This window comes from Kitasatospora sp. NPDC101155, assembly GCF_044768305.1.
GTDB lineage: Bacteria > Actinomycetota > Actinomycetes > Streptomycetales > Streptomycetaceae > Kitasatospora.
Window position 1 is genome coordinate 222885 of the sequence record NZ_JBIWPN010000012.1, and the last position, 23395, is coordinate 246279.

Consider the following 23395-nt stretch of genomic DNA (forward strand, 5'->3'; position numbering starts at 1 on the left):
CGGCTCGGCTTCAGGCACGGTGAGCGCCCGGTCGGCCCTGTCGCCGACCGGGCGCCCGGCTCCCCGGGGAACGGCCGGAGCCGCTACGACCGTTGCCAGAGGGCCGGCACGTTCGGCGGTTCCCAGCCCACCACGGCGGTGTGCGCCTGGAGGCAGACGTAGGAGGCGCCGGAGTAGGTGACGCGGTCGCCCGCGCGGTACGGCGTGCCCGGGGTCCAGCTGCCGCCCGGCGGCGTGGTGGGCCCGCCCGTCGGGGTGGCAGTCGGGGTCGGGGTGGGCGTGCCCGGGGTCTGGGGCACGTCCAGCACGAAGTCGTAACCGGCCTCGCGGACCTGGCCGTTCTGCCGGACGGTCATCAGCAGCCGGGCGTCGTAGATGGTGTCGGTGCCGTTGCGCGGCTCGCCCGGGAAGTAGAGCTGGGTGGTCAGGATCGGGCGGCCGGGGGCCTGGACCTTGACGTGCAGGTGCCGGGTGCGGCCCGGGTAGAGGCCGGGGACGATGGTGTCCAGCTTGTACGCGCCGTCGGCGCCGGTGAACTGGTGGCCCCGGAAGGTGTAGCCGACGTTGTCGTAGCTGCCGTTGTCGTCGGCCTGCCAGAAGTCCAGCAGCACCCCGGAGACGGGCCGGCAGGCGCGGCCGAAGACGTAGCCGCTGACGGTCAGCCGGGTGCCGGGGCCGTCGTCGACCATCGAGCCGCGCAGCGGGGAGTCGGGCTTGAAGTACGGGCCCTCGGTCTGCTCGATGGTGGGGTCGTCACCGTCGTGGCACTCGGGGGTGAGGCCGGGGGCCTGACCGCTGCCGACCTGCTCGCGGGCCAGCGCGACGCCGCTGCCGATCAGCAGGGGCGCGGCACCGAGCGCGGCGGCGGCCTTCAGGACGGTCTTGCGGCTGATCATGCCGTCGGGCGTGGGCATTGTCCGTGCAGGCCAGCAGCCGTTTGGCCTCCAGGGTCTGCTGGCGGCGGATCAGCCCGCCCGGGGTCCGGCCGGTGGCCCGCTTGACCAGGGTCTGCAAGTGCCCCGGGGAGACGCCGAGTTCCTGGGCGGTGGAGGCCACCGAGCGCCGCACCCCGCCCGGCCGGGCGATCAACCGGGCGAAGGCGGCGGCCAGTTCGGCCGGCCGCCCGGGCACCGCGGGCCGGTCGTCGGGGGCGCAGGCGCGCAGCGCCCGGACGATCAGGATGTGCAGACTGGCCCGCAGCACGCCCTGGTAGCCGGGCGCCCTGGTCAGGTACTCCTGCTCCATGTCGGCGAGCAACGCGTCGATCGGCCCGGCCTGTTCGCCGAGCCCGAGGGCGGGGCGGGTGGCCAGGGCGCGCAGCGCGGCCAGGTCCTGCGGGTGGCCGAGCAGGAAGTCCTCGTTGAACAGGACGACCCGGCCGGCGAGTTCCTCGGCGTCCGCCCAGTGGTGCACCTGGCCGGGCGTGATCACGCACAACTGGGGTGGCGCCAGCGGCCGGTGGACCAGGTCCAGGGCGTGGGCGCCGCGGCCGCCGGTGACCTGGACGATCTCGTAGAAGGAGTGCCGGTGGGGGAAGTTGGCGCGGGAGTGCGAGCCGATCGCGTCGAAACCGCCGATGGCGAAGGGGAGCAGCTGGGGCAGCGGTACCTGCAGTCGGTGCAACGGCAGGTCCGGCGTGGTTCGGGGGGTGGGGGTGATCCGTCGCACGTTCATCGGAGCAGTGTGCGACCTGTTCCGGTAGCCGGTCCAGACCACCGGCGAGGAGCAGTACCAGACCTGCGAGTACCCCAGCTACACCGGCGGCCAGGGGATCGCGGGCCAGTCCCGGGAGGGCAGCGGGTGCGTGCCGGAGCTGCGCAGCCCGGCCACCCGGGCGCGGGTTGCGTCCAGCTCGGCGGCGGTCAGGTGCGGCGCGAGGCGCTCGGCCAGCTCGCCGTCCAGCTGCTCGGCCAGCCGGGCCAGCACCTTCAGCGCCTCGGCGGGCAGCGGGTCGCCCGCCCAGCCCCAGAGCAGGGTGCGCAGCTTGCCCTCGGTGCTGAAGGTGACGCCGTGGTCGATGCCGTACACCCGGCCGTCCGCGGCGGGGATCAGGTGGCCGCCCTTGCGGTCGGCGTTGTTGAGCACCGCGTCCAGCACGGCCATCCGGCGCAGCCGCCGGTCGTCGTGGTGCACCAGCAGCGCCAGCCGGCCGTCCTCGACCTCGGCCTGGACGATCGGCAGCCAGCCCTCCTCCGGGCCGTCCGGGTCCTGCAGCGCCAGCAGCGGTTCGGCCTGCGGGTCCGGCTCGACCCACAGCTGCACCATGCCGGGCCCGTGCGGCCCCTCGCGCAGCACGGTGGGCGGGATCAGCGCCCAGCCGGTCGCGGCGGACAGCTCGTACGCGGCGACCTCGCGGCCGGCCAGCGTGCCGTCCGGGAAGTCCCAGAGCGGGCGCTCGCCGGCCACCGGCTTGTAGACGGCCTGCGCGCTCAGCGAGCCGTGCTCGACCGTGCAGTACAGCGCGGCGTTGGAGGCCTCGGTGAGGCGGCCGTGCACGGCCAGTTCGCCCTGGCGCAGCAGCGCCAGGGCGGTGGGCACGTCGGCGGCGAGGGCGGCGGCGGCCGCCGGGTCGGCCTGCGGCGGGGTCTCGGTGTTCAGCGCCGGTAGCCGTTCGCGCGCGGGCACAGGTGCCCCTCCGGGTCCAGCGGCAGGTTGCAGAACGGGCAGGGCTTGCGGCCGGCCGAAACCAGGTCCAGGGCGCGCTTGGCGAAGACCCGGGCCATCGCGCCGGTCAGCCGCACCCGCAGCATGTCCGGGCCGTTCTCGTCGTCCCGGAAGACCGCCTCCTCGCCCTCCTCCTCGTCCTCCTCGACCAGCGCCTGCGCCTCGACCACCAGACAGGCGTCCACGCTGTCCCAGGCCAGGGCCATGGTGCCGACCCTGAACTCCTGCTCCAGCGGCAGGTCCAGCGGGGCGGTGTCGAGCAGGTCCTTGGGCGCGGCGGCCGGGATCGAGGCGTCGCCGCCACTGCGCCGCAGCGCCTCGTCGAGGACCTCCTCGATCCGCTCGGCGAGCGCGGCGACCTGGTTCTTCTCCAGCAGGACGCTGGTGATCCGGCCCCGGGCGCTGGCCTGCAGGTAGAACGCCCGGGCGCCGGGCTGGCCGACGGTGCCGGCCACGAACCGTTCGGGCTGGTCGTAGAAGAAGACCTGACGGGGCACGCTCTCGCTCCGGATCGTGTCGGTCGGTGCGGATCCGCCGTGGGGGATCGCGGGGTTGTCGGACTGGGCAGGTGGTCAGACGGGTCGGTCACTCATCAGTCACCCTACGACCTCCGGGCACCGGCCGGGGAGCCGAGCGGGTGGCCAGGGCGGGGTGACACCCGCGGGTTCGGGCGGTGCCGTCGCTGGTGGGGCGCCGTTCGGGCGGCCGGGCGGGCCGCTGCTCAGGCCGTGCCGCCGACCACCGCGTCGCCGGCCGGGGCGGCGTGGGGCTTCGGAGCCAGCGAGGAGAGGTCGCCGGTGTCGCCCATCCTCAGGACGAAGGGGCGCTGCGGGGTGTACCGGATCGCGGTGACCGAGCAGGGCTCGACGCTGATCCGCTGGAAGTGGTCCAGGTGCAGGCCGAGCGCGTCGGCCACCACCGCCTTGATCACGTCCCCGTGCGAGCACGCGATCCAGACCGCGTCCTCGCCGTGCTCGGCGGCGATCTTCGCGTTCCACTCGCGGACCGCGCTGACCGTGCGGTGGCTCAGCTCGCGCAGCGACTCACCGCCGGGGAAGGCCGCGGCGGCGGCGTGGTCCTGCACGGTGCGCCAGAGCGGCTCCTTGGCCAGCTCGGCCAGCGGACGGCCGGTCCAGTCGCCGTAGTGGCACTCCCCCAGCCGGTCGTCCTCGGCCGGCGGGGCCAGCTCCGGCCGGGCGGCCAGCAGCGGCTCCAGGGTCTGCCGACAGCGCTCCAGCGGGCTGCTGACGGCCTGTGCCAGCGGGATCCCGGCCAGCCGCCCGGCGAGCGCGGCGGCCTGCGCGCGCCCGGTGTCGTCCAGGTCCACGCCGGGCGTCCAACCGGCCAGGATTCCGGCGGTGTTCGCGGTCGAGCGGCCGTGACGGACGAGCAACAGGGTGGGCATGGGGCTTAGCCTACGGCCTCCGGACACCGTCGTGGGGCCCGTTCGCACACCCGGGAAGTCGACGCGGCACGGCTGGCCGCAGTACCGCCCGAGCCCGTCGACCGTTACGCCAGGCCGGCCCGTTCCAGCGCCTCGACGCCGGTGCGCAGCGCCCGGACCCGCTCGTCCAGGGTGAAGCCGGACGGCGCCAGGGTGAGCGTGGTGACGCCCGCGTCGGCGTAGGCGTGCATCCGGTCGGCGATCCGGGCGGTGTCACCGACCAGCGAGGTGGCGTCGATCAGGTCGTGCGGGACGGCGGCCGCGGCGCCCGCGTAGTCCTTGGCCAGGTACTTCTCCTGGACCTCGTCGGCCTCCTGCTCGTAGCCCATCCGCCGGGCGAGCTGGTTGTAGAAGTTCTTCTCCTTGCTGCCCATGCCGCCGATGTAGAGCGCGGCGTAGGAGCGCTGGGAGTCGACGCCGACCTTGATGTCCTCGCCGACCGCGATGGTGACGGTCGGGCAGAGGTCGAAGCCGTCCAGGGACTTGCCGGCCTTGGCGCGCCCGGCCTTCAGCGGGTCCAGGGAGAGAGCGGCGTGCTCGGGGGCGAAGAAGATGCCGAGCCAGCCGTCGGCGATCTCACCGGTCTGCTCCAGGTTCTTCGGGCCGATCGCGGCGATGTACAGCGGGATGTGCTTGCGAACCGGGTGCACGGTGAGCTTGATCGGCTTGCCCGGGCCGCCCGGCAGCGGCAGGGTCCAGTTCGCGCCCTCGTGCACCAGTCGCTCGCGGGACATCGCCTTGCGGATGATCTCCACGTACTCGCGGGTGCGGGCGAGCGGCTTGTCGAACTTCACGCCGTACCAGCCCTCCGAGACCTGCGGGCCGGAGACGCCGAGGCCGAGGCGGAAGCGGCCGCCGGAAAGGGTGTCCAGGGTCGCGGCGGTCATCGCGGTCATGGCCGGGGTGCGGGCCGGGATCTGGAAGATGGCCGAACCGACGTCGATCCGCTCGGTCTTCGCGGCGACGAAGCTCAGCACCGTCGCGGCGTCCGAGCCGTACGCCTCCGCGGCCCAGCAGACCGAGTAGCCGAGCCGGTCCGCCTCCTGGGCCACCGCGATGTTGTCGGCGTCCATGCCGAGTCCCCAGTAGCCGAGGTTGATGCCGAGTCGCATGTGCCGAACCTTCCAGTCGGTTGGCTTGGTGGCCAGTCGGGTGAGACCGAGGCGAGCGTAACCGCGCGCTCGCGGGACACGCTACTGACGGGTAGCGGTGGCCTGGCTCACATCCGCGCTGTTGATCGTTCTGCGGGTCTACCCCCCTGCCCGCACACCGGCCGCTACGCTCAGCCGACGTGGGGAGTGCTCTCCCCACCTGCGCGTTTACAGGGCTTCCGGGGCTCCCGGGGCCATCGGCCAGTGGAGGGCCCGTCCGATGGAAATGCGTCACCTCGGCCGCACCGGCCTACAGGTCTCCCGCCTCGGCCTCGGCACCATGACCTGGGGCCGCGACACCGACGAGCACGAGGCCGCCGAGCAGCTCAAGGAGTTCGTCGACGCGGGCGGCAACCTCGTCGACACCGCCGACGTGTACGCGGACGGCGGGGCCGAGTACCTGATCTCCCGCCTCACCGACAGCCTGGTCCCCCGCCCCGAACTCGTCATCGCCACCAAGGCGGGCAGCGTCCCCGAGTCCACCCGCCGCTTCGACGGCTCCCGCGGCCACCTGCTCGCCGCCCTGGACGCCTCGCTGCACCGGCTCGGCACCGACTACGTCGACCTGTGGCAGGTGCACGCCTTCGACCCGGTGACCCCGGTCGAGGAGACCCTCAGCGCCCTCGACATCGCCGTCTCCACCGGCCGCGCCCGCTACGTCGGGGTCTGCGACTTCAGCGGCTGGCAGCTCGCCAAGGCCGCCACCTGGCAGCGCGCCCACCACGGGCGGGTGCCGCTGGCCGGGGCGCAGCTGGAGTACTCGCTGCTGCAGCGCGGCCTCGAACGGGAGGCACTGCCCGCCGCGCTGGACGCCGGGGTCGGGGTCCTGGCCGGCTCGCCGCTCGGGCGCGGGGTGCTCACCGGCAAGTACCGGCACGGCGTCCCGCAGGACTCGCGCGGCGCCTCGGCGTTCCTGTCCGGGTTCGTCCAGCCGTACCTCGGGGAGCGCTCGCGGCGGATCGTGGACGCCGTCGCCACCGCCGCCGACGGGCTCGCCAGCAGCCCGCTCGCGGTCGCGCTGGCCTGGGTCCGGGACCGGCCCGGGGTGGCGAGCGCGCTGGTCGGGGCGCGGACGGTGGCACAGCTGCAGACGGCACTGTCGGTGGAGGCGCTTACGCTTCCGGGTGAGATCCGCGGCGCGCTGGACGACATCTCGTCCCCGGTGCACCGCTACCCGGACCAGGGGTGGACCGAGCTGTGACCACCACCGGACCGGGTTGTCGAGCAGAACGTGCAGTGGAGTGACCTTTGGAGCGGACGACGATGAGTGACACGGGGAACGGCGCTCCGGAGGAGACCTCGGCCTCGCCGGCTGACAAGGCGGCGGCGATCGCGGAGCTCGCGGAGCGGATCCGCAGCATCGGGCCGCAGGCTTCGGGATCGGGGACTTCCGGGTCGGGGGCTTCCCCGACTTCCGGGGCTTCCTCGGCTTCCTCGGCTTCGAGGCCCGCGCCGGCTTCGGCGGCCTCGGAAACCTCGGAGGCCCCGGAGGCCACCGGCGGGGGCGCTCCGGCCGCTCCGGCCGTCCCGACCGCGGTGGAGCCCGACGGGCCGCGCGGCGACGCGCTCCAGGAGACCGCCCGAGTGCTGACCTCCGGTGGCGCCCCGGCCGAGCTGGCGGCCGCCGCCGTGGCCGAGTTCGGTGACGGCGCCGCCGAGCGGCTGCGCACGGACCCGTGGGCGGTGCTGGGCCTGCCCGGCGTCCGCCCCGAGCACGCGGACGGCTTCGCCCGCGAGCTGCTCGGCCCGAAGGCCGAGCCGGGCGACCCGCGCCGCGCCCAGGCACTGGTCCTGTGGCTGCTGGAGCAGGCGGCGCTGCGCGGGCACTCGGCGCTGGAGCTGACCGAGGTGACGGCCGGGCTCGACCGGCTCCGGATGCCGGACCCGGCCGCCGCGATCCAGGCCGCCGTCGCGGACGGACGGGTGCTGCCCTTCCAGGAGGAGCTGAGCGGACCCGAGGCGCACGCGGCGGGCGGCGAGGACGACGAGGCGCCGACCCGGACGCTGCTCGCGCTGGAGCGGCTGGCGATGGCGGAGGACAGCCTCGCCGAGGGGCTGCTGCAGCTGATGGCCACCTTCGTGCCGGGCGAGGACGTCGAGGCGGAGGACGCCCGAGCCGAGGAGGTTCAGGCCGAGGAGGTTCAGGCCGACGAGGTTCAGGCCTCGGACGCCGAAGCCGAGGAGGCCGGCGCGCAGGAGGGCGAGGTGGAGGCCGCCGCCGACTCGGCTCCGGCGGACACCGAGGCTCCCGCCGAGTCCGCCCCGGCCGCCCCCGGCCCCACCGCCTGGGCGGCGGCCGCCGAGGCCGCGCCGTCCTCCTCGGCCACCGCCCTGATCGAGGCCGTCGCCGACAGCGCGCTGGTACTGCACACCGGCGGCGAGGCCGCCCGCGCCGAGCCCGCCGCGCTGCTCGCCGCCGCCCGGGGGCTCGGGCTGCGGGCCTGGGCCGCCACCTGGACCGACCAGGGCCGGGAGTCCTTCGCCGCACTCGCCGGTGCGGACACCGCGGTGACCACCCTCGCCGAGCTGCTGTCCGGTGCGGCCGGCCCCGGCCGCTCCCCCGACGGCTCGCTCGCCCTGGACCTCCTGGTGGTCCTGGACGCGCCGCTGCTGGACGTCGAACTGGCCGCCACCCTGCTGGAGTCGCTCGCCGACGGCACCCGGCTGGTGCTCAGCGGCGACCCGGGACAGCTCTGGTCGGCCGGCCCCGGCCGGTTCTTCGCCGACCTGCTGGCCGCCAAGGTCTGCCCCGCGGTCGCCTCCCGCACCCCGGACTTCGGCCCGATCGGCGAGCTGGTCTCCGGTGTCGGCATCGGCGAGCTGCAGCCGGTCGAGGCGCCGGACAAGGAGGTGGTCATCCTCACCGCCAAGGACGGCGGTGAGGCTGTCCACCGCGCCGTCCAACTGCTCACCGACTCCATCCCGCGCGCGCTCGGCATCCCCGCCGAGCAGGTCGTGCTGCTCACCCCCGGCCACGGCGGCCCGGCCGGTACGCGTGCGCTGAACGCCGCCGCCAAGGCCCGGCTGAACCCCGGCCCCGGCCGCTTCGGCGGTTTCGACCCGGGTGACCGGGTGGTGGAGTCCCCCGCGCCCGGGATCACCCGCCCGGCCCGGGTCCTGGACGGCGACGCCACCGGACTGCACCTGGAGTACCCGGACGGCTCGCGCCGGACCGTCCCGCCCGCGCAGGCCGGCCGGCTGCGGCACGGCTGGGCACTGACAGCCCACCAGGCGCTCGGCCGCCGCTGGCCCGGGGCCGTGGTGGTACTCCCGGAGGACGCCGGACCGGCGCTCACCCGGCAGTGGGTCTACACCGCCTTCGGGCGCGGCGAGCAGCACCTGTCGGTCGTGCACGCGGCGGGCCCGGCGCTCGCCCAGGCCGTCGCCGAGCGCCCGGCGCAGCCGCGCACCACCCGGCTGCGGGCGATCCTGGCGGAGAACGCGGCGTCGGCGTACTGATCGACCGACGCGCGAAGGGCGGGCCCGGTGCTCCCGGGCCCGCCCTTCAGATCTTCACGCGTACGGGATCGCGTCAGTCCTCAAGGTCCTCGTCGTCGTAGACCTCGCTCACGTCGAACCGGCAGATCAGCATTTGCGGGTCGGCGTGCTCGAAGGGCTCCGGCAGCCACTCCCCCGGCTCGGTCGGTTCGGCCGCCGCGACCCAGAGCGTCGAGTCCGCCTCCTCCAGGCCGAACTCCTCGCTGCGGGCGGCGATCTCGTCCGGCTCGTACTCGCCGAACAGCACGCCGATCGCTGCGTTCACTCCGCCCGCCCCGCCCGGGGTCAGTGTCTCGTCGAGCCGCTCGGCCTGGGCGCGCAGCCGCTTGGGGTCGACCACGTGGTAGTCACGGCGGATCAGCACGCTGATCGCCTCGGGCTGTTCCGGGCCGTGGTAGCCGCCCGGGCCCTCGTCCCCGGGGATCTCGAAGGGGGTGACCTCGTCGTAGACCTCGTACAGGAGTTGGTCGTAGGCGATGGCCGCCGTCGCGAGCTGCTCGTAAGCGGCGGACACGGCGGGATCATCAGCTGCGTTGGGGCTTGACACCGCTTCCAGATGACGGTCGATGGCGGCCTTGACCGCCTCAGCGGCGGCGCGTACCTCGGCAATGGTGGGCTGCGCGGCATCAGACATGGTGCAGACGCTATCTCCCCTCGGTGTCGCTACGCACAGCGGTTGTCACCTACACCCGCGATTTCACCGCAACTTCCCCCCTGATGTCCGATCCGGTCCGTTCTGTCCCCCCGCCGGACCGGCGCGGGTCGGGCGCAGAGGGCGTGCGGCCGGCCCGACGGGGCCGTTCGGGTGCGGCTTCGCGCGCCGGTATCGGGGTATCCACTCCACAGGAGCAACAGGACTGATGCACTGTCAGCCGAGCGTCCGGGCCGCAGGCCGTCGAACCGTCGCTTCCGCACGGGAGGTCGGCCGGAAATACCCGGGCCGAGTGTCCGGGGCAGGCCGTAGGCTTGCGTGCAGATGATCCCCAGGAGGAGCGTTTTGACCCCACCGAAGCCGGTCCGGCAGCCGGAGTACGAGTACCAGTCGCTGAGCATGCCGCGCGGCACCACGCGCAACGCGGCGCGCCAACTGCTCACCGAGCACGCCGAGTACGGGCACTGGGAGCTCGACCGGCTGAGGCTGTTCCCCGACGGCAGCCGGACGGTCCGGCTGAAGCGGCGGATCATCCGGCAGGTCCGGAGCTGGTGACGGGCGGGGCCTCCCGGCCTGCGGGGGCTGCGGAGGATTCACGCCGAGCCTTCACGTGTCTGCGGCCGCCCGTTCATCGGGCGGCCGCAGGCGTTTCGGTCCGTCTACCGCTGCAGCTCAGCGGTCGGGGTGCTCAGCGGGCGCCGGCGCGGGCGCGGCGGTAGAGCACGCCGCCGCCGAGCAGCAGCGCGAGCCCCGCGGCGCCGAGCACCTCGACGCCGCCGGCGCCGGTGGAGGCCAGCTGGCTGCCCGCGGCGGTGCTCTGCGTGACGGGGGCGCTGGTCCGGGCCGCGGCCGGGACGGCCTGGGTGCCGGTGTTGTTGCTCACCGGGGCGGGGGCCGGGGTGCTGCCGGCGGTCGGGCCGCCGCCCCGCCCGCCGCCGGTCGACGGCGGGGTGGAGGGGGTGGAGGGGGTGGAGGGGGTGGCGCTCTCGGGGGGACAGTCGTCGGACGGCTTCGGGGCGGGCTGCGCCACGTTGCCGCAGGAGTTGCCGAAGGCCGGGTTGGCGACGCCGGCTACGTTCACCGAGTTGCCGCAGGCGTTGACCGGGACGTGCACCGGGGCCTGGACGCTGTTGCCGGAGATCACCCCGGGCGAGTTGGCCGCGACACCACTGGCGGAGGCGCCCGAGGCGGAGGGGCCCCGGCCGGCGCCGGTGCTGGAGCTGTCGCCACCACCGGACTGACCGGTCTGGGCGGGCTGCTGTGCCGCGTGGCGGCCGGTGCTGACGTTGGCGCAGTGGTTGCCGAACGACGGGTTCAGCGCGCCGATCACGTCGACGGTGTTGCCGCAGGCGTTGATCGGCACCTCGACCGGCACCTGCACCGAGTTCCCCGAGGCGACGCCCGGCGAGCCTGCCGCAGCTCCCTGCGCCTCGGCGCCCGCGTAGGCGTAGCCGGCTGTCGAGGCCAGCACGCTGCCGGTGGCCACGGCGGTGAGGATCCCCTTCTTGGCTACATTCCTCATGTTTTCCCCTGACGTATCGAGACGGCGTGGCGACCTTGACGTGCACCTTATAAAAGTCGGAATTTCCGTACATTCGGAAATCACGCAAGGTCTTCAACTGCACAGGAGTTAACGAGAGGCCAACGCCGAAGTTGGGCCAAACAAACCGGCTTCACCCGAACGAGCGATCACAGCCCCAATCCATTACCAAGCCGCCCGGCAGGGCGCGCGTCGGGCAGCCGCCGGACACCCGAAGGCCCCCGGTGCGGCGCGTCCGCCGCCCGGGGGCCGGAGTGAGTCGGCTCAACGGGCCTCAGCGGCCCGGAGGTTGACTCAGAAGTTGGCGCAGTGGTTGCCGAACGCCGGGTTCAGCACACCGATCACACTGACGGTGTTGCCACACAGGTTCACCGGAACGTGGACCGGAATCTGGACCTGGTTGCCCGCGACGACGCCCGGGGAGCCCGCGGCCACACCCTCGGCACCGGCGCCGCCGTGAGCGGACGCCATACCGGCGGCGGCGAGCACCAGGCCACCGGTGGCGGCGGCGACAGCGGCGATCTTCTTGACCTTCATCATTCCTCCTGTACGGACAACGCAACCCGTTCGGCGGGCTACACAGGAATGAACGACGCTGCGGCAAACGGGGTACGGAACGGATTTGCCATTCACTCGCAACGGTGAGGCTTCGCACAGACAAGCGGCGAGGAATTGCATGGGAGAATCGTTTCTGTTGATCTCCCTCAACCCATCCCACAATCATGCGCTCGGACAATGCGGTCGGCCCGCCCCCGGCACCCCGGGAGCGGGCCGACCCAGTCGCCTGATCAGCAGGCGTCGATGAAGCGGTCCAGCACCCGGACGCCGAACTTCAGCCCGTCCACCGGCACCCGCTCGTCCACGCCGTGGAACATCCCGGCGAAGTCCAGCTCCGGCGGCAGCTGCAGCGGCGCGAAGCCGAAGCAGCGGATGCCGAGGTCCTGGAAGGACTTGGCGTCCGTACCGCCCGACAGGCAGTACGGCACCGCGCGGGCGATCGGGTCCTCCGCGCGCAGGGCGGTCTGCATCGCCTCGACCAGCGCGCCGTCGAAGCTGGTCTCGATCGCCCGGTCCGTGTGCAGGCTCTCCCGCTTCACGCGCGGACCGAGCACGCTGTCCAGCTCGGCCAGGAACTCCTCCTCGTAGCCGGGCAGGAAGCGCCCGTCCACGTGCGCGGTGGCCTGACCGGGGATCACGTTCACCTTGTAGCCGGCACCGAGCATGGTCGGCTGGGCGGTGTTGCGCAGCGTGGTGCCGATCATCTTGGCGATGCCGCCGAGGACGCGCAGCGTCTCGTCCATGTTCTCCGGGTCCAGCTCGACCCCGAGGGCGTCGGACAGCTCGTTCAGGAAGGCCCGGACGGTCTTGGTGATCCGCAGCGGGAACTTGTGCCGGCCGAGCCTGGCGACCGCCTCGCACAGCTCGGTGATCGCGTTGTCGTCGTTCTCCATCGAGCCGTGCCCGGCCCGGCCCTCGACCGTCAGGCGCATCCAGTGCATGCCCTTCTCGGCCGTCTCCACCAGGTACAGCCGCACCTGGTCGTTGACCGTGAAGGAGAAGCCGCCGACCTCGCCGATGCCCTCGGTCACGCCCTCGAACAGCTCCGGGTGCTTGTCCACCAGGAAGCGTGCTCCGTAGGTGCCGCCCGCCTCCTCGTCGGCGAGGAAGGCCAGCACGATGTCGCGCGGGGGCTTGCGACCGGTGCGCAGCCGGTCGCGGATGACCGCGAGGGTCATCGCGTCCATGTCCTTCATGTCGACCGCGCCGCGGCCCCAGACGCAGCCGTCCGCGATCTCGCCGCCGAAGGGGTCGTACGTCCAGTCCGCGGCGTTGGCCGGCACCACGTCGGTGTGGCCGTGGATCAGCAGGCCGGGACGGGACCGGTCCTCGCCCTCGATCCGGACCACGGTCGAGGCCCGCCCCTTGGCCGACTCGAAGATCTGCGGCTCGATCCCGAACTCGGCGAGCTGCTCGGCCACGTACTCGGCCGCCTTGCGCTCGCCCGGCCCGGACCCGTCCCCGTAGTTGCTGGTGTCGATCCGGATCAGGTCGCGACAGATCTCGGCGACCTCCGACTCAGCCGTCACCTTCGGCGCCGCCGACTCGCTCCGCTCGCTCACGGTCACTCCTCGTCTTGGGCCCGCACCGACGCACCAGCGCGCCACCCCCAGGACCTGCACCCGGGCCGTACGAGCACGTCCGCCCATCCTCTCCCAGCCCTCGATCCCGATCCACCCCCCACAGGGCCCCGAAACCCCCTGGTCACGCCACCGCCACACACCGCCCCTTGCCCCCGCCACCAGCCCCGCTCCCCCGCTCGGAGCCGTTTTGGGAGCCCAAGCCGATCTTTGCTACAGTTACATCTGTCAGCGCGACGGACGAGAGATCGGAAGCCGCGAGGACGACACCCGGTCCGGGTGGCGGAATGGCAGACGCGCTAGCTTGAGGTGCTAGTGCCCTTTATCGGGCGTGGGGGTTCAAGTCCCCCCTCGGACACAGTTCAAATCCCCACGGGAACTCGAAAGAGTCCCGTGGGGATTTGTCGTTTCGAGCGCTCGGTGAGCCTCCAACAGGCCCCCCCGCGCGCCACCGCCGCGCGAAGGCGTAGACGCGGTCCCACGCGGGGAAGTCGGCTGGCATCGCCCGCCACTTGATCCCGTTGTCCACCAGGCATCGGACAGCGTCCAGCATCTGCTGGTGGCAGTAGCCCTCCGGCTGCCCGCCCCGTCCCTCCAGCCACGACGGGACGGGCAGCGCGTCCCGCACGATGGCCCACTCCGCGTCCGTCATGTCCGAGCCGCAAAGGCGCACACGCTCCGGACGGTCGCCCGCATTCCCGAACCGGTGAGCGAAACAATCACACGACCAGGCGACCGAGTTGGACTCCACCGGCATGACAGCGAAAATCTGCGACACAAGGGCCTCCTGGTGCTCGGGCCTCGACAACCACGAGCTGAACAGGAGGCCCTGCCTTCATGCACTCACCAGCCGGAGATCACCTGACCGAGCCACCTCATTCGAACCGACGTCCACCATGATCGGTACGACAACGGCCTCCGACACCCAATGATGGTCCCATCCCGCCTCAGCCAACCGAACAAAGAACAGTCCGCGGCTCAGTTGCACGATGGCAAATGCCCACAATCCTAGGTGCTTTGACCATCGTGGAGTCCTTGACTTCAGGCACGCAACCAAGCGTCCATGGAGCTGGCCCGAACGACGCGGCTGCGCACTGCGCGGGCCGGGCAGCGCCACTGCCCATCCCCGGCCGGGGACCCCATGTCCGTTCTCTTCGGAGCCTGGAGGCCCCCCATGTCCGACACCTTGAGCAGCATCAACCACTCCGCCGGACGGCCAGTCACCGCGTTGTCCGGCGCCGAGGCCGCCGTCTATTCCGAGCTGTGCGGCCAGGACGGCGCAACCGCGGCTGCACTGGCTCACCCGCTGGACGGTGATCCCCGCCTGGGCGAAGAACGCCTGGGCGCGGGTCCAGAAGGCGGTGGCGGTCTCCTTGCGCTCGCCGGTCAGGATCTCGCTGTAGGCCAGACGGGAGTGGTCGTCGACGGCGTTGTGCAGGTAGCTGTAACCGGCTCCGGAGCGGTTCTTGCGCCCGGCCTGGCGGCCGAGGACGTGGTGGCCGCCGCCGTCGGGGATGTTGCCGAGCTTCTTGATGTCCACGTGCACCAACTCGCCTGGCGCGGAACGTTCGTAGCGTCGTATCGCGCGGCCGGTGGCGCGGTCGAGGTGGGCCAGGCGGGCAAGTCGGTACCGGGTGAGGACCCGGTGGACGGTGGCTGGGTTGAGCCGCAGGAGGTAGGCGATGCGGGCTGGTCCCCAGCGGCGGAGCACGCGGACCTTGATGATGCGCCGCTCGGTCCGGGTGGGCAGCCGTCGCGGACTGCGGTGCGGCCGGCTGGAGAGGTCGCTCATTCCGGCCTCACCGAGTGCGCGGTAGCGGTCCGCCCAGCGCTTGGCGGTGGTCGGCGAGACCTGGAAGCGCTCAGCCGCTCGCCGAAGGGGCCAGCCGTCCTCGACCACGCAGCGGGCCATGCGCAGGCGTCCGGTCTCGGTCAGCGGTGCGTTACGGTGTGGCATGAGGGCCTTTCTGGGTGCCGGGTAGATGTCGCAATCCACACCGAGCCAGAAGGCCCTCACTCATTTCAAGATCACTCAGCCGTGAGTCCTGTCACCAACCTCCGTGGTCAGTACACCTAGCGTTGAAGTATGAGCGCCGACCCGGTCAGGTTGTTCCTCTGCGGCGACGTGATGCTCGGCCGCGGGGTCGACCAGATCCTGCCGCACCCCGGCGATCCGACGCTGCGCGAGCCGTACGTCCTGGATGCGCGGACCTACGTCGAGCTGGCGGAGTCGGTGAACGGCCCGATTCCTCGTCCGGTCGACTTCGCTTGGCCTTGGGGGGAGGCGCTGGAGCTGCTCGACCAGGCCGCGCCCGAGGTACGGGTGCTGAATCTGGAAACGAGCATCACTCGCAGCGACGACTTCGCGACGGGGAAGGACGCGCACTACCGCATGCACCCGGCCAACCTCCCCTGTCTGGCCGCCGCCCGGCCCGACGTCTGCGTGCTGGCCAACAACCACGTGATGGACTTCGGACTCCTCGGGCTCGCGGAGACGCTCGACACCTTGGCGAGTGCGGACCTGACGGCAGTGGGAGCGGGATGGGACGCGGGCGCGGCACGAAAACCCGCGATCGTCACGGTCGACGGCGGCCGGCGGGTTCTGGTCTTCGCGTTCGGCACCGCCTCCAGCGGGATCCCGTGGAAGTGGGCCGCGGCCGAGGACCGTCCCGGCGTCGACTTCGTGTCCGAGGCTTCGGACGTCGACGCGGCCGATGTCGTCGATCGAGTCCGGCAGGTGAGGCGACCGGGCGACGTCGTCGTTGCCTCCATCCACTGGGGGTCCAACTGGGGCTACCAGGTCTCCCGGGATCAGACCCTCTTCGCGCATGCCCTGATCGACGGCGGTGTCGATGTCGTGTACGGGCACTCCTCGCACCATCCCCGCCCCATCGAGGTCTACCGGGGAAAGCTCGTCCTCTACGGCTGCGGCGACTTCATCGACGACTACGAGGGCATCACCGGCCACGAGCACTACCGGGACGACCTGCGGCTGCTGTACTTCGTCTCGGTGGAGCCGAGCACCGGAAGACTGGTCGATGCCCGCATGGCGCCCGTACAGGCCCGGCAGATGCGGCTTGAGCACGCCTGTGCCGAGGACGTGCAGGGGCTACGGGAGGTCCTCGAAAGGGTCAGCCGCGGATTCGGCGTGCGAATCGATCTCGGTCCGGACGGCATGCTCACTCTTCGGGGCGGGTGAGGGATGCGGGCGTGACCGGGACCGTGGCAGGTGTGGCATTCCGGTCGGCGGCTGTCGATCCCGCTGCTCGGTCACATGCGACCGCCCGGGTCCACTATTCTCACGGGGACAAGCCGGTTCGGACCCGCTGGAAAGCAGCAATCGCATCGTGGCAGTCGTGCACCAACCTGTCGGGACACCCGGGCGCGATGCGCCCGGCGATGCTTCGATCCCGCTGACCTCGGCCGAGCTCTCCGCGCTCGGCACCTGCGCCGCCGTCTTCCTGCCTGCCGATCCGCCCCGGCTCGGCCAGGTGGCCTTCTGGCGCCCCGACGGGTCCGCCCCACCCGTCCGCCAGGACGGCATCACCCCGCTCGTCGTCGTCCGCCCGCACGGTTCTTCTGCGCGCCGTCGCACCGTGCCGGCCACCGTGCTGAGCGTTGCTCAGGCGCTGCCCGTCCTCACCCGGGCCCGGACCGGTGCCGGGGCCGACGAGGCCGCCGCCTTCTGGGGAGCGGCCGGCCTGCTCGCCCTTCAACTGGTCGCACGGGGAAGGTTGTTGCCCGGCGTCAGCCCGGGTGGCCTGGACGCCTGGCGGGTCGGCCCGCTGGATCAGGAAGACTTCCGGCGGATCCGTGAACTCGCCGCCGCGATGCCACCGGAAGCCCGCGCTGTGCCGCTCCCGGACCGTACGCCCCTGCAACTGCCCGAAGCCGAGCCGCTCCTGCGTGCCTTCCTGGACGCGGTCGCCGACGGGCTGCCCCGCACCCCCGCCGCCCATCTCGCGGCCGGCGGCCCGGTGTGGGCCTCCCCCGCCCCGCAGCAGGCGAGCGCGCAGCGCGGGTGGGCTGCCGAGATCGCCGCCGGGCTGGACGCCGGGGTGCGGGTGTCACTCCGTCTGGAGCTGCCCGGGATGGCCGCCGTCAGCCCGGAGGAACCCGACGATTTCCAGGACTGGGACGACTGGTACGGCAGTTGGGAGGATGATGGCGCGGACCAGCCCTTCCGCGCCGTCGTCCAGCTGCACAGCCTCGGTGATGCCACCCTGGTCACCGATGCCGCCGACCTGTGGGCGGGCCGCACGGCCGCCGCGGACGCCTTCGGCCCCCGCACCAAGGTCGACACGCTGCTGACGCTGCGCCGCGCCGCCCGGGTGTGGCCGCCGCTGGGGCGGCTGCTGACGGCAGCCGCCCCGGCCGAGCTGGAGCTGTCCGACGAGGAGGTCCAGGAACTTCTCGGCGACGCCGCGGTGCGCCTCGCGGCAGCCGGGATCCAGCTCCACTGGCCCAAGGAGCTGGCCCGCGAGCTCACCGCACGTGCGGTTGTCGAGCCGCCGGAGCGGCCCGGATCCGACCTGCCGTCCCTGCTCTCCGCCGAGAAGCTGCTCGCCTTCCGTTGGCAACTCACCGTCGGCGGCCGGGAGCTGACCGGAGCCGAGCTGGACCGTCTCGCCGAGGCGCAGCGTCCGATGGTCCGGCTGCGCGACCAGTGGGTTCTGCTCGACCCCGAGGCGGTGCGGCGTGCCCGCGAGCGCGAGGAGCGACGCCTCACCCCGCTGGAGGCCCTCTCCGCCGCCCTCACCGGCACTGCCGAGGTCGGCGGGGAACGGGTCGAGGTCCGCTCTTCGGGGTGGCTCGCCGAGCTGCGCGAGCGCCTCACCGACCCCGAGGCCACTGCCCGCCGCGAACCGATCCCCCAGCCCGCCGCTCTGCGGGCCACCCTCCGCGACTACCAACTGCGCGGCCTGGGCTGGCTGCACCGGATGACCTCGCTCGGACTCGGTGGCTGTCTCGCCGACGACATGGGCCTCGGCAAGACCATCACCCTGATCGCCCTGCACCTGCACCGCCAGGCCGATCCCGCCACCGCCGGCCCCACCCTGGTCGTCTGCCCCACGTCCCTGCTCGGCAACTGGCAGCGCGAGATCGAGCGGTTCGCCCCCGGCACCGCCGTACGCCGCTTCCACGGCACCGCCCGCGAGCTGACCGGCCTGGCCGCCGGCGAGTTCGTGCTCACCACGTACGGCACCATGCGCAGGGACACCGCCCGGCTGGACGCGGCCGGGCCGTGGGGACTGGTGGTCGCCGACGAGGCCCAGCACGTCAAGAACCCGTTCTCCGCCACCGCCAAGGCGCTGCGCACCCTCACCTCCAAGGCTCGGGTCGCCCTCACCGGCACGCCCGTCGAGAACAACCTCTCCGAGCTGTGGGCGCTGCTCGACTGGACCACCCCGGGACTGCTCGGCCCGCTCAAGGCCTTCCGGGACCGCTACGCCCGGGGTGTGGAACGCGGCGACGATCCCGGGGCCGCCGAACGCCTCGCCGCCCTCGTCCGTCCCTTCCTGCTGCGCCGCAGGAAGTCGGACCCGGGTATCGCCCCGGAGCTGCCGCCCAAGACCGAGACCGACCGCGTCGTCGCCCTGACGAAGGAGCAGACCGCGCTCTACGAGGCCGTGGTGCGTGAGACCCTGACCGAGATCCGCGACAGCACGGGCATCACGCGGCGCGGACTGGTCGTCAAGCTGCTCACCGGGCTCAAGCAGATCTGCAACCACCCGGCGCAGTACCTGAAGGAGGACGGCCCCGCCCGGGCCGTCGAACGCTCGGGCAAGCTCGAACTTCTGGACGAGCTCCTCGACACCATCCTCGCCGAGGACAACGCCGTGCTGGTGTTCACCCAGTACGTCGCCATGGCCCGGATCATCGAAGGCCACCTCGCGCAGCGCGGCGTCCCGGCGCTGTTCCTGCACGGCGGCACCCCGGTCAAGCGGCGCGAGGAGATGGTGCGGCGCTTCCAGGACGGTGAAGTCCCGGTCCTCCTGCTGTCGTTGAAGGCCGCCGGTACCGGCCTCAACCTCACCCGGGCCGCCCATGTCATCCACTACGACCGCTGGTGGAACCCGGCCGTCGAGGACCAGGCGACCGACCGCGCCTACCGGATCGGCCAGACCCAGCCGGTCCAGGTCCATCGTCTGATCGCGGAGGGCACCGTGGAGGACCGCATCGCCGAGCTGCTGAAACGCAAGAAGGATCTCGCCGAGGCCGTCCTGGGCGGCGGGGAGGCCGCGTTGACCGAACTGACGGATGCCGAGCTGGCCGAACTGGTGGAACTGCGGACGGCCGGCGGGCGCGTGCCCGCTGCCCGCCGGCCTCGCAAGGCGGTCCGCTCATGAGCGCCCGCCGCACCGCTCGCAAGGCCGACACCGCGCGCAGCCGGACGTTCCCCCCGCTGCCGCCCGCCCGGGGCCGCCGTTCGTTCGCCGAGTCCTGGTGGGGCAACGCCTGGGTCGAGGCGTTGGAGGGCAGGCAGCGCTCCGCCACCGGGCGCCTCGCCCGCGGCCGTACCTACGCCCGGGCGGGGAACGTCGGCGAGATCACCGTGACCCCCGGCCGGGTCGCCGCCCGGGTCCAGGGCAGCCGCAGTACGCCCTACCGCACCTCGATGGAGATCCCGGTGCTCGGCGAGCGCGACTGGGAGCTGCTGCTGGACGCCGCCGCCGGGCAGGCCGGGCACATCGCGGCCCTGCTGGACCGGGACATGCCCGCCGAACTGGTGGAGGACGCCGCTCGCGCGGGGGTGCGGCTGCTTCCGCGGCAGGGCGAGCTCACCCCGTCCTGCTCCTGCCCCGACTGGGGCGACCCCTGCAAGCACGCGGCTGCCGTCTACTACCAGGTCGCCCGGCTGCTCGACGAGGACCCGTTCGTCCTCCTGCTGCTCCGAGGCCGTGGCGAGCAGGAGCTCATGGACGAGCTCCAGCGACGCAACGCCGCCCAGGCAGCCCTGGAGTCCACGAGCTCCCATGACGTACCGTCGGCAGCCGGATCGGTGCCCGCCAAGGATGTGTTCGCCACCGCCAGGGCCGGGCTGCCGCCATTGCCCGGCCCACCTCCCGAGATCGCCCGCCCGGGGCCCACCGCTGTGCTCACCGGTTCGAGTGCCCCTGACACCGGGATCGACCCCGCGGCGCTGGAGTTCCTCGCCGCCGATGCCGCCGCCCGCGCCGTACGACTGCTCGCCGAGGCGCTCACCCCCGCCCGCCCCGACACGGCACCCGCAGACCCACTGCACGTCGACCAGGACGTCATCCGCCTCGCGGCAGCCGAAGCGCCGCCCACCGTCGTCACGCGCCTCGCGGACGCCGCCGGACTGGGCACCACGGACCTGGCCCGCTCCGTACGCGCCTGGCAGTTCGGCGGCCCCGAGGGACTACGCGTCCTGAACGAGCCCTGGGACCCGGAGCCGTACGAACTCGCCGCCGCCCGTGACGCGGTCAGGCACGCCTGGGAGGGCGAACGCGCCCCCGCCCTGCGGGCCACCCGCAACCGCCTCACCGCCACCGGGGGCTCGGCACAGCTGCGCCTGGGCACCGACCGGCGCTGGTACCCCTACCGCAAGGAATCCGGCACCTGGTGGCCCGCCGGCCCCGCGGACCGCGACCCGGCAGCGGCCCTCGCCGCCGCCCTGGGCACGGAAACGTCCTGAATCCGCCGCTTTGTCGACAGCATGGTGGCGGGCGCCAGGTCCGTCACGCATGCGATAGCCCCGCTGTCCGGTGCCGATGCCTACAGAATTCCGTCACCCGACAGTGCGACGCTCCCCAGCCAGAGGCCGTCTCGCGCGCGGGTCATGGCGACAAAGAGCTGGCTCCGGGCGAGTTCCGCGTGCTCCGTCGCTACTTCTCCCCCATCGTCCGCGCTGTGGAGCGCCTGGTCGTGGCGTGGCAAGTAGACGTGCTTGAACTCCAAGCCCTTGGCCCTGCGGTAGGTCCCGATCTTCACAGCCGCGACCGGGTGGCCCTCGTACTGCTCAAGCGAGACGACGGGCACTCCCGATTCAGTGAGAAGCCGCTGGTAGTGCTGGAGCTGCTGCCAGTTCGAACAGAGAACGGCGACATCACCCCAGCTTCCGCGCGAGTCGGCGTGTCTCTCCGGCGCGCCCGGGGCCGGCTCGCCAAGGTCTCGGTGCAGCGCCGCCAGCAGTGCTGCGTCGTGCTCGTCGAGGGTCCGGGCCTCCGTGCGGATGACCTGGCCTGCTCGGTACGACTGTTCGACATCGCGCTTCCCTGGTGTGCGCTCTCCGTCGAGATCCTCGAACTCGTCGCCCTGGACGACGGCCAGAGCAGCGTCCAAGATCTCCTTCGCGTTGCGGTAGTTGGTGCGCAACACCTGCCCTCGGTCGCCGCGAATGTCGATGCCCGCATCGCTGAGACGAAATCCCCCGGGGTAGACCGCTTGCTGACCGTCGCCGATCAGCAGGAGGCCGTTGGGGACATCGCCGGCGAGGGACCGGAGGACACGCAAGCCGGTGAGGGACAGGTCCTGGATCTCGTCGGTGATCACAGCGGTGTACGGGGGCGGGGCGGTCGTCGTGCGCAGTTGCTCGGCAGCCAGCGTGAGAACGTCGTTGAAGTCGTGGATCCCGGACGCGGAGTGCATGGAACTCCCATTGGAGGTAGGCGCCGATCGGCTCCTCCACCACACGCACTCGACGCGCCGAGAAACCGTGCTCGGCGATTTTCCGGTGGTAGCCCTCCATGTCCCGGCGGCCAGCCTCAAGAATTCTCAGGGAATTTTCCCAGTCGCCGGCGGCGAAACTCTCCCAGCTGTCGTAGCCCGGCGCGTCATGTCCGCCTCACCGACCTCGACACCCACGCTGTACGGCTGCGGCTGCTTACCTGACTCTCTCCACGAGCCGGGCCTCACCTGGGCCCGTCAAGGGCCAAGACACCGGTGATCGCTGGGCTAATGGTCTGCGTCCCCCCTCGGACACCAGTCGAAGGGCCCCTGTTCATCAGGGGCCCTTCGCTTTGCATCAGGAGCGGGCCCTCGCCGGGAGGCGGGGGCCCGCTTTGTCGGTATCGGTGGACTCGCGGAGCACGGGTTCGCTGTTGAGGCGGTGGGTCGATCGGCCCGCCGCGATCCGGGCGGCTCCGCCCCGCGTCCCCTCGCAACCGGCGCCACGCCCGACCCGGCCAGGCCCGGCCCGGCCCGGCCGCACGATCCGTCAGAATCGCCACGGCGGCCGACAGGAAGGCGAGTGGACCCCGGGCGCGGGCGTCGGTCGGCGAGGGGTGAGTTGCGGCCGGTTCAGACCCGGTGGGTGTCGCCCAGGGCGCTCTCGATGCCCTGGACCATCCGCCACAGCGGGGCGCGGCGGCTGGCGACCAGGACCACCACGTCGTCGGCCGCGTCCTCGCCGTCCGGGGCGGAGTCGGCCGGTCGGTCGTTCCAGGTGCTGGTGACGAAGGCCATCGCCGCGTCCACCTCGGCCACCCAGTCGCTCTCGCCGCCCGAGCGCAGCCAGGTGCGCAGGGCGTGGTTGTGCGCGGCGACCACGGCGGCGGCGATCACGTCGGCGCGCAGCGGACCGTCCGGGCGGTCGGCGAAGCGGCCGCGCAGGTAGGCGGCGAGGGTGTGCTCGTAGCGCCAGACCACCGAGAGCTCATACGCCCGCAGGCCGGGCACCTTGCGGGTGAGGCGGTAGCGCTGGACGGAGAAGGAGGGCTGCTCGGCGTACATCCGCAGGACCAGCCGGGCGGCGGCGCAGGCGTGCTTGACCGGGTCCTCCTCGCCGGTACCGGAGTCGAGGAACTCCGTCATCTCGGCGAGGCTGCGCTCGTGGTCGGGGAAGACCACGTCCTCCTTGGCCGGGAAGTAGCGGAAGAAGGAGCGCCGGCCGACGCCCGCGAGCGAGACGATGTCGTCGATCGTCGTCTGCTCGAAGCCGCGGTCCAGGAAGAGCTCGAAGGCCGCGGCCACCAGCGCATCGCGCATCGCCGGCTTCGAGGGCCCGTCATTCATCGGCAGGTCCTGCTCTTCCTTCTCACTCATTCTCCGGAACTTAGCATCGGTGCGACGTGTCGGCCCCGACGGCCGGGCGGCTGATCCGTCCGGCCGTCGGGGCATGTCAGAGCGCCGTTACGGGAGGTTGCGGGCCATCACGATGCGCTGGACCTGGTTGGTGCCCTCGTAGATCTGGGTGATCTTCGCGTCACGCATCATCCGCTCCACCGGGTAGTCCCGGGTGTAGCCGTAACCACCCAGCAGCTGCACCGCGTCCGTGGTCACCTCCATCGCCACGTCCGACGCGAAGCACTTCGCCGCCGCACCGAAGAACGTCAGATCCGCGTC

At 72.5% G+C, this 23395-nt stretch carries 20 protein-coding genes, 1 tRNA gene and 2 pseudogenes; 7 read left to right on the forward strand and 16 right to left on the reverse strand.

From position 1 onward, the window contains the following. Positions 1–83 precede the first annotated feature (83 nt). From ACIRYZ_RS20545 to ACIRYZ_RS20570, 6 genes are all read right to left on the reverse strand, one after another. Positions 84–842: a carbohydrate-binding protein gene (locus tag ACIRYZ_RS20545; protein WP_402946091.1), complete on the reverse strand. Its 759-nt coding sequence runs from the start codon at positions 840–842 to the stop codon at positions 84–86. Beyond that, positions 754–1674, reverse strand: a complete 921-nt coding sequence (locus tag ACIRYZ_RS20550; RefSeq protein ID WP_402946038.1) for an AraC family ligand binding domain-containing protein — start codon at positions 1672–1674, stop codon at positions 754–756. The genes ACIRYZ_RS20545 and ACIRYZ_RS20550 overlap by 89 nt, the downstream gene beginning before the upstream one ends. A 78-nt stretch (positions 1675–1752) precedes the next feature. Next, entirely contained in the window at positions 1753–2625 is an 873-nt protein-coding gene (locus tag ACIRYZ_RS20555) for an SCO1664 family protein (RefSeq protein WP_402946040.1), read from the reverse strand. Further along, the gene (locus ACIRYZ_RS20560) at positions 2595–3161 is read right to left on the reverse strand and encodes a DUF3090 domain-containing protein (RefSeq protein WP_402946042.1); all 567 of its coding nucleotides are present in this window, start codon (positions 3159–3161) and stop codon (positions 2595–2597) included. Before ACIRYZ_RS20560 ends, ACIRYZ_RS20555 begins: the two co-directional genes overlap by 31 nt. 224 nt (positions 3162–3385) lie before the next feature. Continuing rightward, entirely contained in the window at positions 3386–4069 is a 684-nt protein-coding gene (locus ACIRYZ_RS20565; protein WP_402946044.1) for a histidine phosphatase family protein, read from the reverse strand. Between the two features lie 104 nt (positions 4070–4173). Beyond that, positions 4174–5220 carry an LLM class F420-dependent oxidoreductase gene (locus ACIRYZ_RS20570; RefSeq protein WP_402946046.1) on the reverse strand — a complete coding sequence of 349 codons (1047 nt, stop codon included), beginning with the start codon at positions 5218–5220 and terminating at the stop codon, positions 4174–4176. Between the two features lie 259 nt (positions 5221–5479). Between ACIRYZ_RS20570 and ACIRYZ_RS20575 the strand changes: the two genes are divergently transcribed. After that, entirely contained in the window at positions 5480–6460 is a 981-nt protein-coding gene (locus tag ACIRYZ_RS20575) for an aldo/keto reductase (RefSeq protein WP_393030726.1), read from the forward strand. 62 nt (positions 6461–6522) lie between these two features. Then, complete coding sequence (locus ACIRYZ_RS20580) at positions 6523–8718, forward strand: helix-hairpin-helix domain-containing protein (protein ID WP_402946048.1); 2196 nt, start codon at positions 6523–6525, stop codon at positions 8716–8718. A 73-nt stretch (positions 8719–8791) separates the two neighbouring features. Here the strand turns inward: ACIRYZ_RS20580 and ACIRYZ_RS20585 are convergent, their stop codons facing one another. Continuing rightward, entirely contained in the window at positions 8792–9391 is a 600-nt protein-coding gene (locus ACIRYZ_RS20585; protein WP_393030720.1) for a hypothetical protein, read from the reverse strand. A gap of 363 nt (positions 9392–9754) precedes the next feature. Here ACIRYZ_RS20585 and ACIRYZ_RS20590 point away from each other — a divergent pair, with 363 nt between their 5' ends. Continuing rightward, complete coding sequence (locus tag ACIRYZ_RS20590) at positions 9755–9964, forward strand: DUF5703 family protein (protein WP_402946050.1); 210 nt, start codon at positions 9755–9757, stop codon at positions 9962–9964. Between the two features lie 133 nt (positions 9965–10097). Here the strand turns inward: ACIRYZ_RS20590 and ACIRYZ_RS20595 are convergent, their stop codons facing one another. The 3 genes from ACIRYZ_RS20595 to ACIRYZ_RS20605 form a co-directional block, all read right to left on the reverse strand. After that, positions 10098–10931: a chaplin gene (locus ACIRYZ_RS20595; protein WP_402946052.1), complete on the reverse strand. Its 834-nt coding sequence runs from the start codon at positions 10929–10931 to the stop codon at positions 10098–10100. A gap of 312 nt (positions 10932–11243) precedes the next feature. Beyond that, positions 11244–11486 carry a chaplin gene (locus ACIRYZ_RS20600; RefSeq protein WP_387629238.1) on the reverse strand — a complete coding sequence of 81 codons (243 nt, stop codon included), beginning with the start codon at positions 11484–11486 and terminating at the stop codon, positions 11244–11246. 251 nt (positions 11487–11737) lie between these two features. Beyond that, positions 11738–13069, reverse strand: a complete 1332-nt coding sequence (locus ACIRYZ_RS20605; RefSeq protein ID WP_402946054.1) for a M20/M25/M40 family metallo-hydrolase — start codon at positions 13067–13069, stop codon at positions 11738–11740. Between the two features lie 291 nt (positions 13070–13360). On the opposite strand from ACIRYZ_RS20605, the gene ACIRYZ_RS20610 reads away from it, so the two are divergent. Then, positions 13361–13445: transfer RNA gene (locus tag ACIRYZ_RS20610), tRNA-Leu, on the forward strand. Here the strand turns inward: ACIRYZ_RS20610 and ACIRYZ_RS20615 are convergent. Continuing rightward, positions 13410–13844 (reverse strand): transposase, encoded by a 435-nt coding sequence (locus ACIRYZ_RS20615; protein WP_402946093.1) that lies wholly within the window; start codon positions 13842–13844, stop codon positions 13410–13412. The genes ACIRYZ_RS20610 and ACIRYZ_RS20615 overlap by 36 nt on opposite strands. A 522-nt stretch (positions 13845–14366) precedes the next feature. Next, a pseudogene (locus ACIRYZ_RS20620) lies at positions 14367–15044 on the reverse strand (helix-turn-helix domain-containing protein); the annotation flags it as partial. 129 nt (positions 15045–15173) lie between these two features. Between ACIRYZ_RS20620 and ACIRYZ_RS20625 the strand changes: the two are divergent. From ACIRYZ_RS20625 to ACIRYZ_RS20635, 3 genes are all read left to right on the forward strand, one after another. Next, on the forward strand, positions 15174–16286 hold the full coding sequence (locus ACIRYZ_RS20625; protein WP_402946056.1) for a CapA family protein: 1113 nt from the start codon (positions 15174–15176) through the stop codon (positions 16284–16286). A 208-nt stretch (positions 16287–16494) separates the two neighbouring features. Beyond that, positions 16495–19437, forward strand: a complete 2943-nt coding sequence (locus ACIRYZ_RS20630; protein ID WP_402946095.1) for a DEAD/DEAH box helicase — start codon at positions 16495–16497, stop codon at positions 19435–19437. Next, on the forward strand, positions 19434–20747 hold the full coding sequence (locus tag ACIRYZ_RS20635) for an SWIM zinc finger family protein (RefSeq protein WP_402946058.1): 1314 nt from the start codon (positions 19434–19436) through the stop codon (positions 20745–20747). The genes ACIRYZ_RS20630 and ACIRYZ_RS20635 overlap by 4 nt, the downstream gene beginning before the upstream one ends. Positions 20748–20827: 80 nt before the next feature. Here the strand turns inward: ACIRYZ_RS20635 and ACIRYZ_RS20640 are convergent, their stop codons facing one another. The 4 genes and pseudogenes from ACIRYZ_RS20640 to ACIRYZ_RS20655 form a co-directional block, all read right to left on the reverse strand. Beyond that, positions 20828–21700, reverse strand: a complete 873-nt coding sequence (locus tag ACIRYZ_RS20640; RefSeq protein ID WP_402946060.1) for a UvrD-helicase domain-containing protein — start codon at positions 21698–21700, stop codon at positions 20828–20830. A 46-nt stretch (positions 21701–21746) separates the two neighbouring features. Beyond that, a pseudogene (locus ACIRYZ_RS20645) lies at positions 21747–21830 on the reverse strand (hypothetical protein); the annotation flags it as partial. Positions 21831–22351: 521 nt separating this feature from the next. Then, positions 22352–23038 (reverse strand): TetR family transcriptional regulator, encoded by a 687-nt coding sequence (locus ACIRYZ_RS20650; protein ID WP_402946097.1) that lies wholly within the window; start codon positions 23036–23038, stop codon positions 22352–22354. A gap of 144 nt (positions 23039–23182) precedes the next feature. Beyond that, the coding region (locus ACIRYZ_RS20655; protein WP_402946062.1) for an acyl-CoA dehydrogenase family protein at positions 23183–23395 on the reverse strand (213 nt) is incomplete at its 5' end.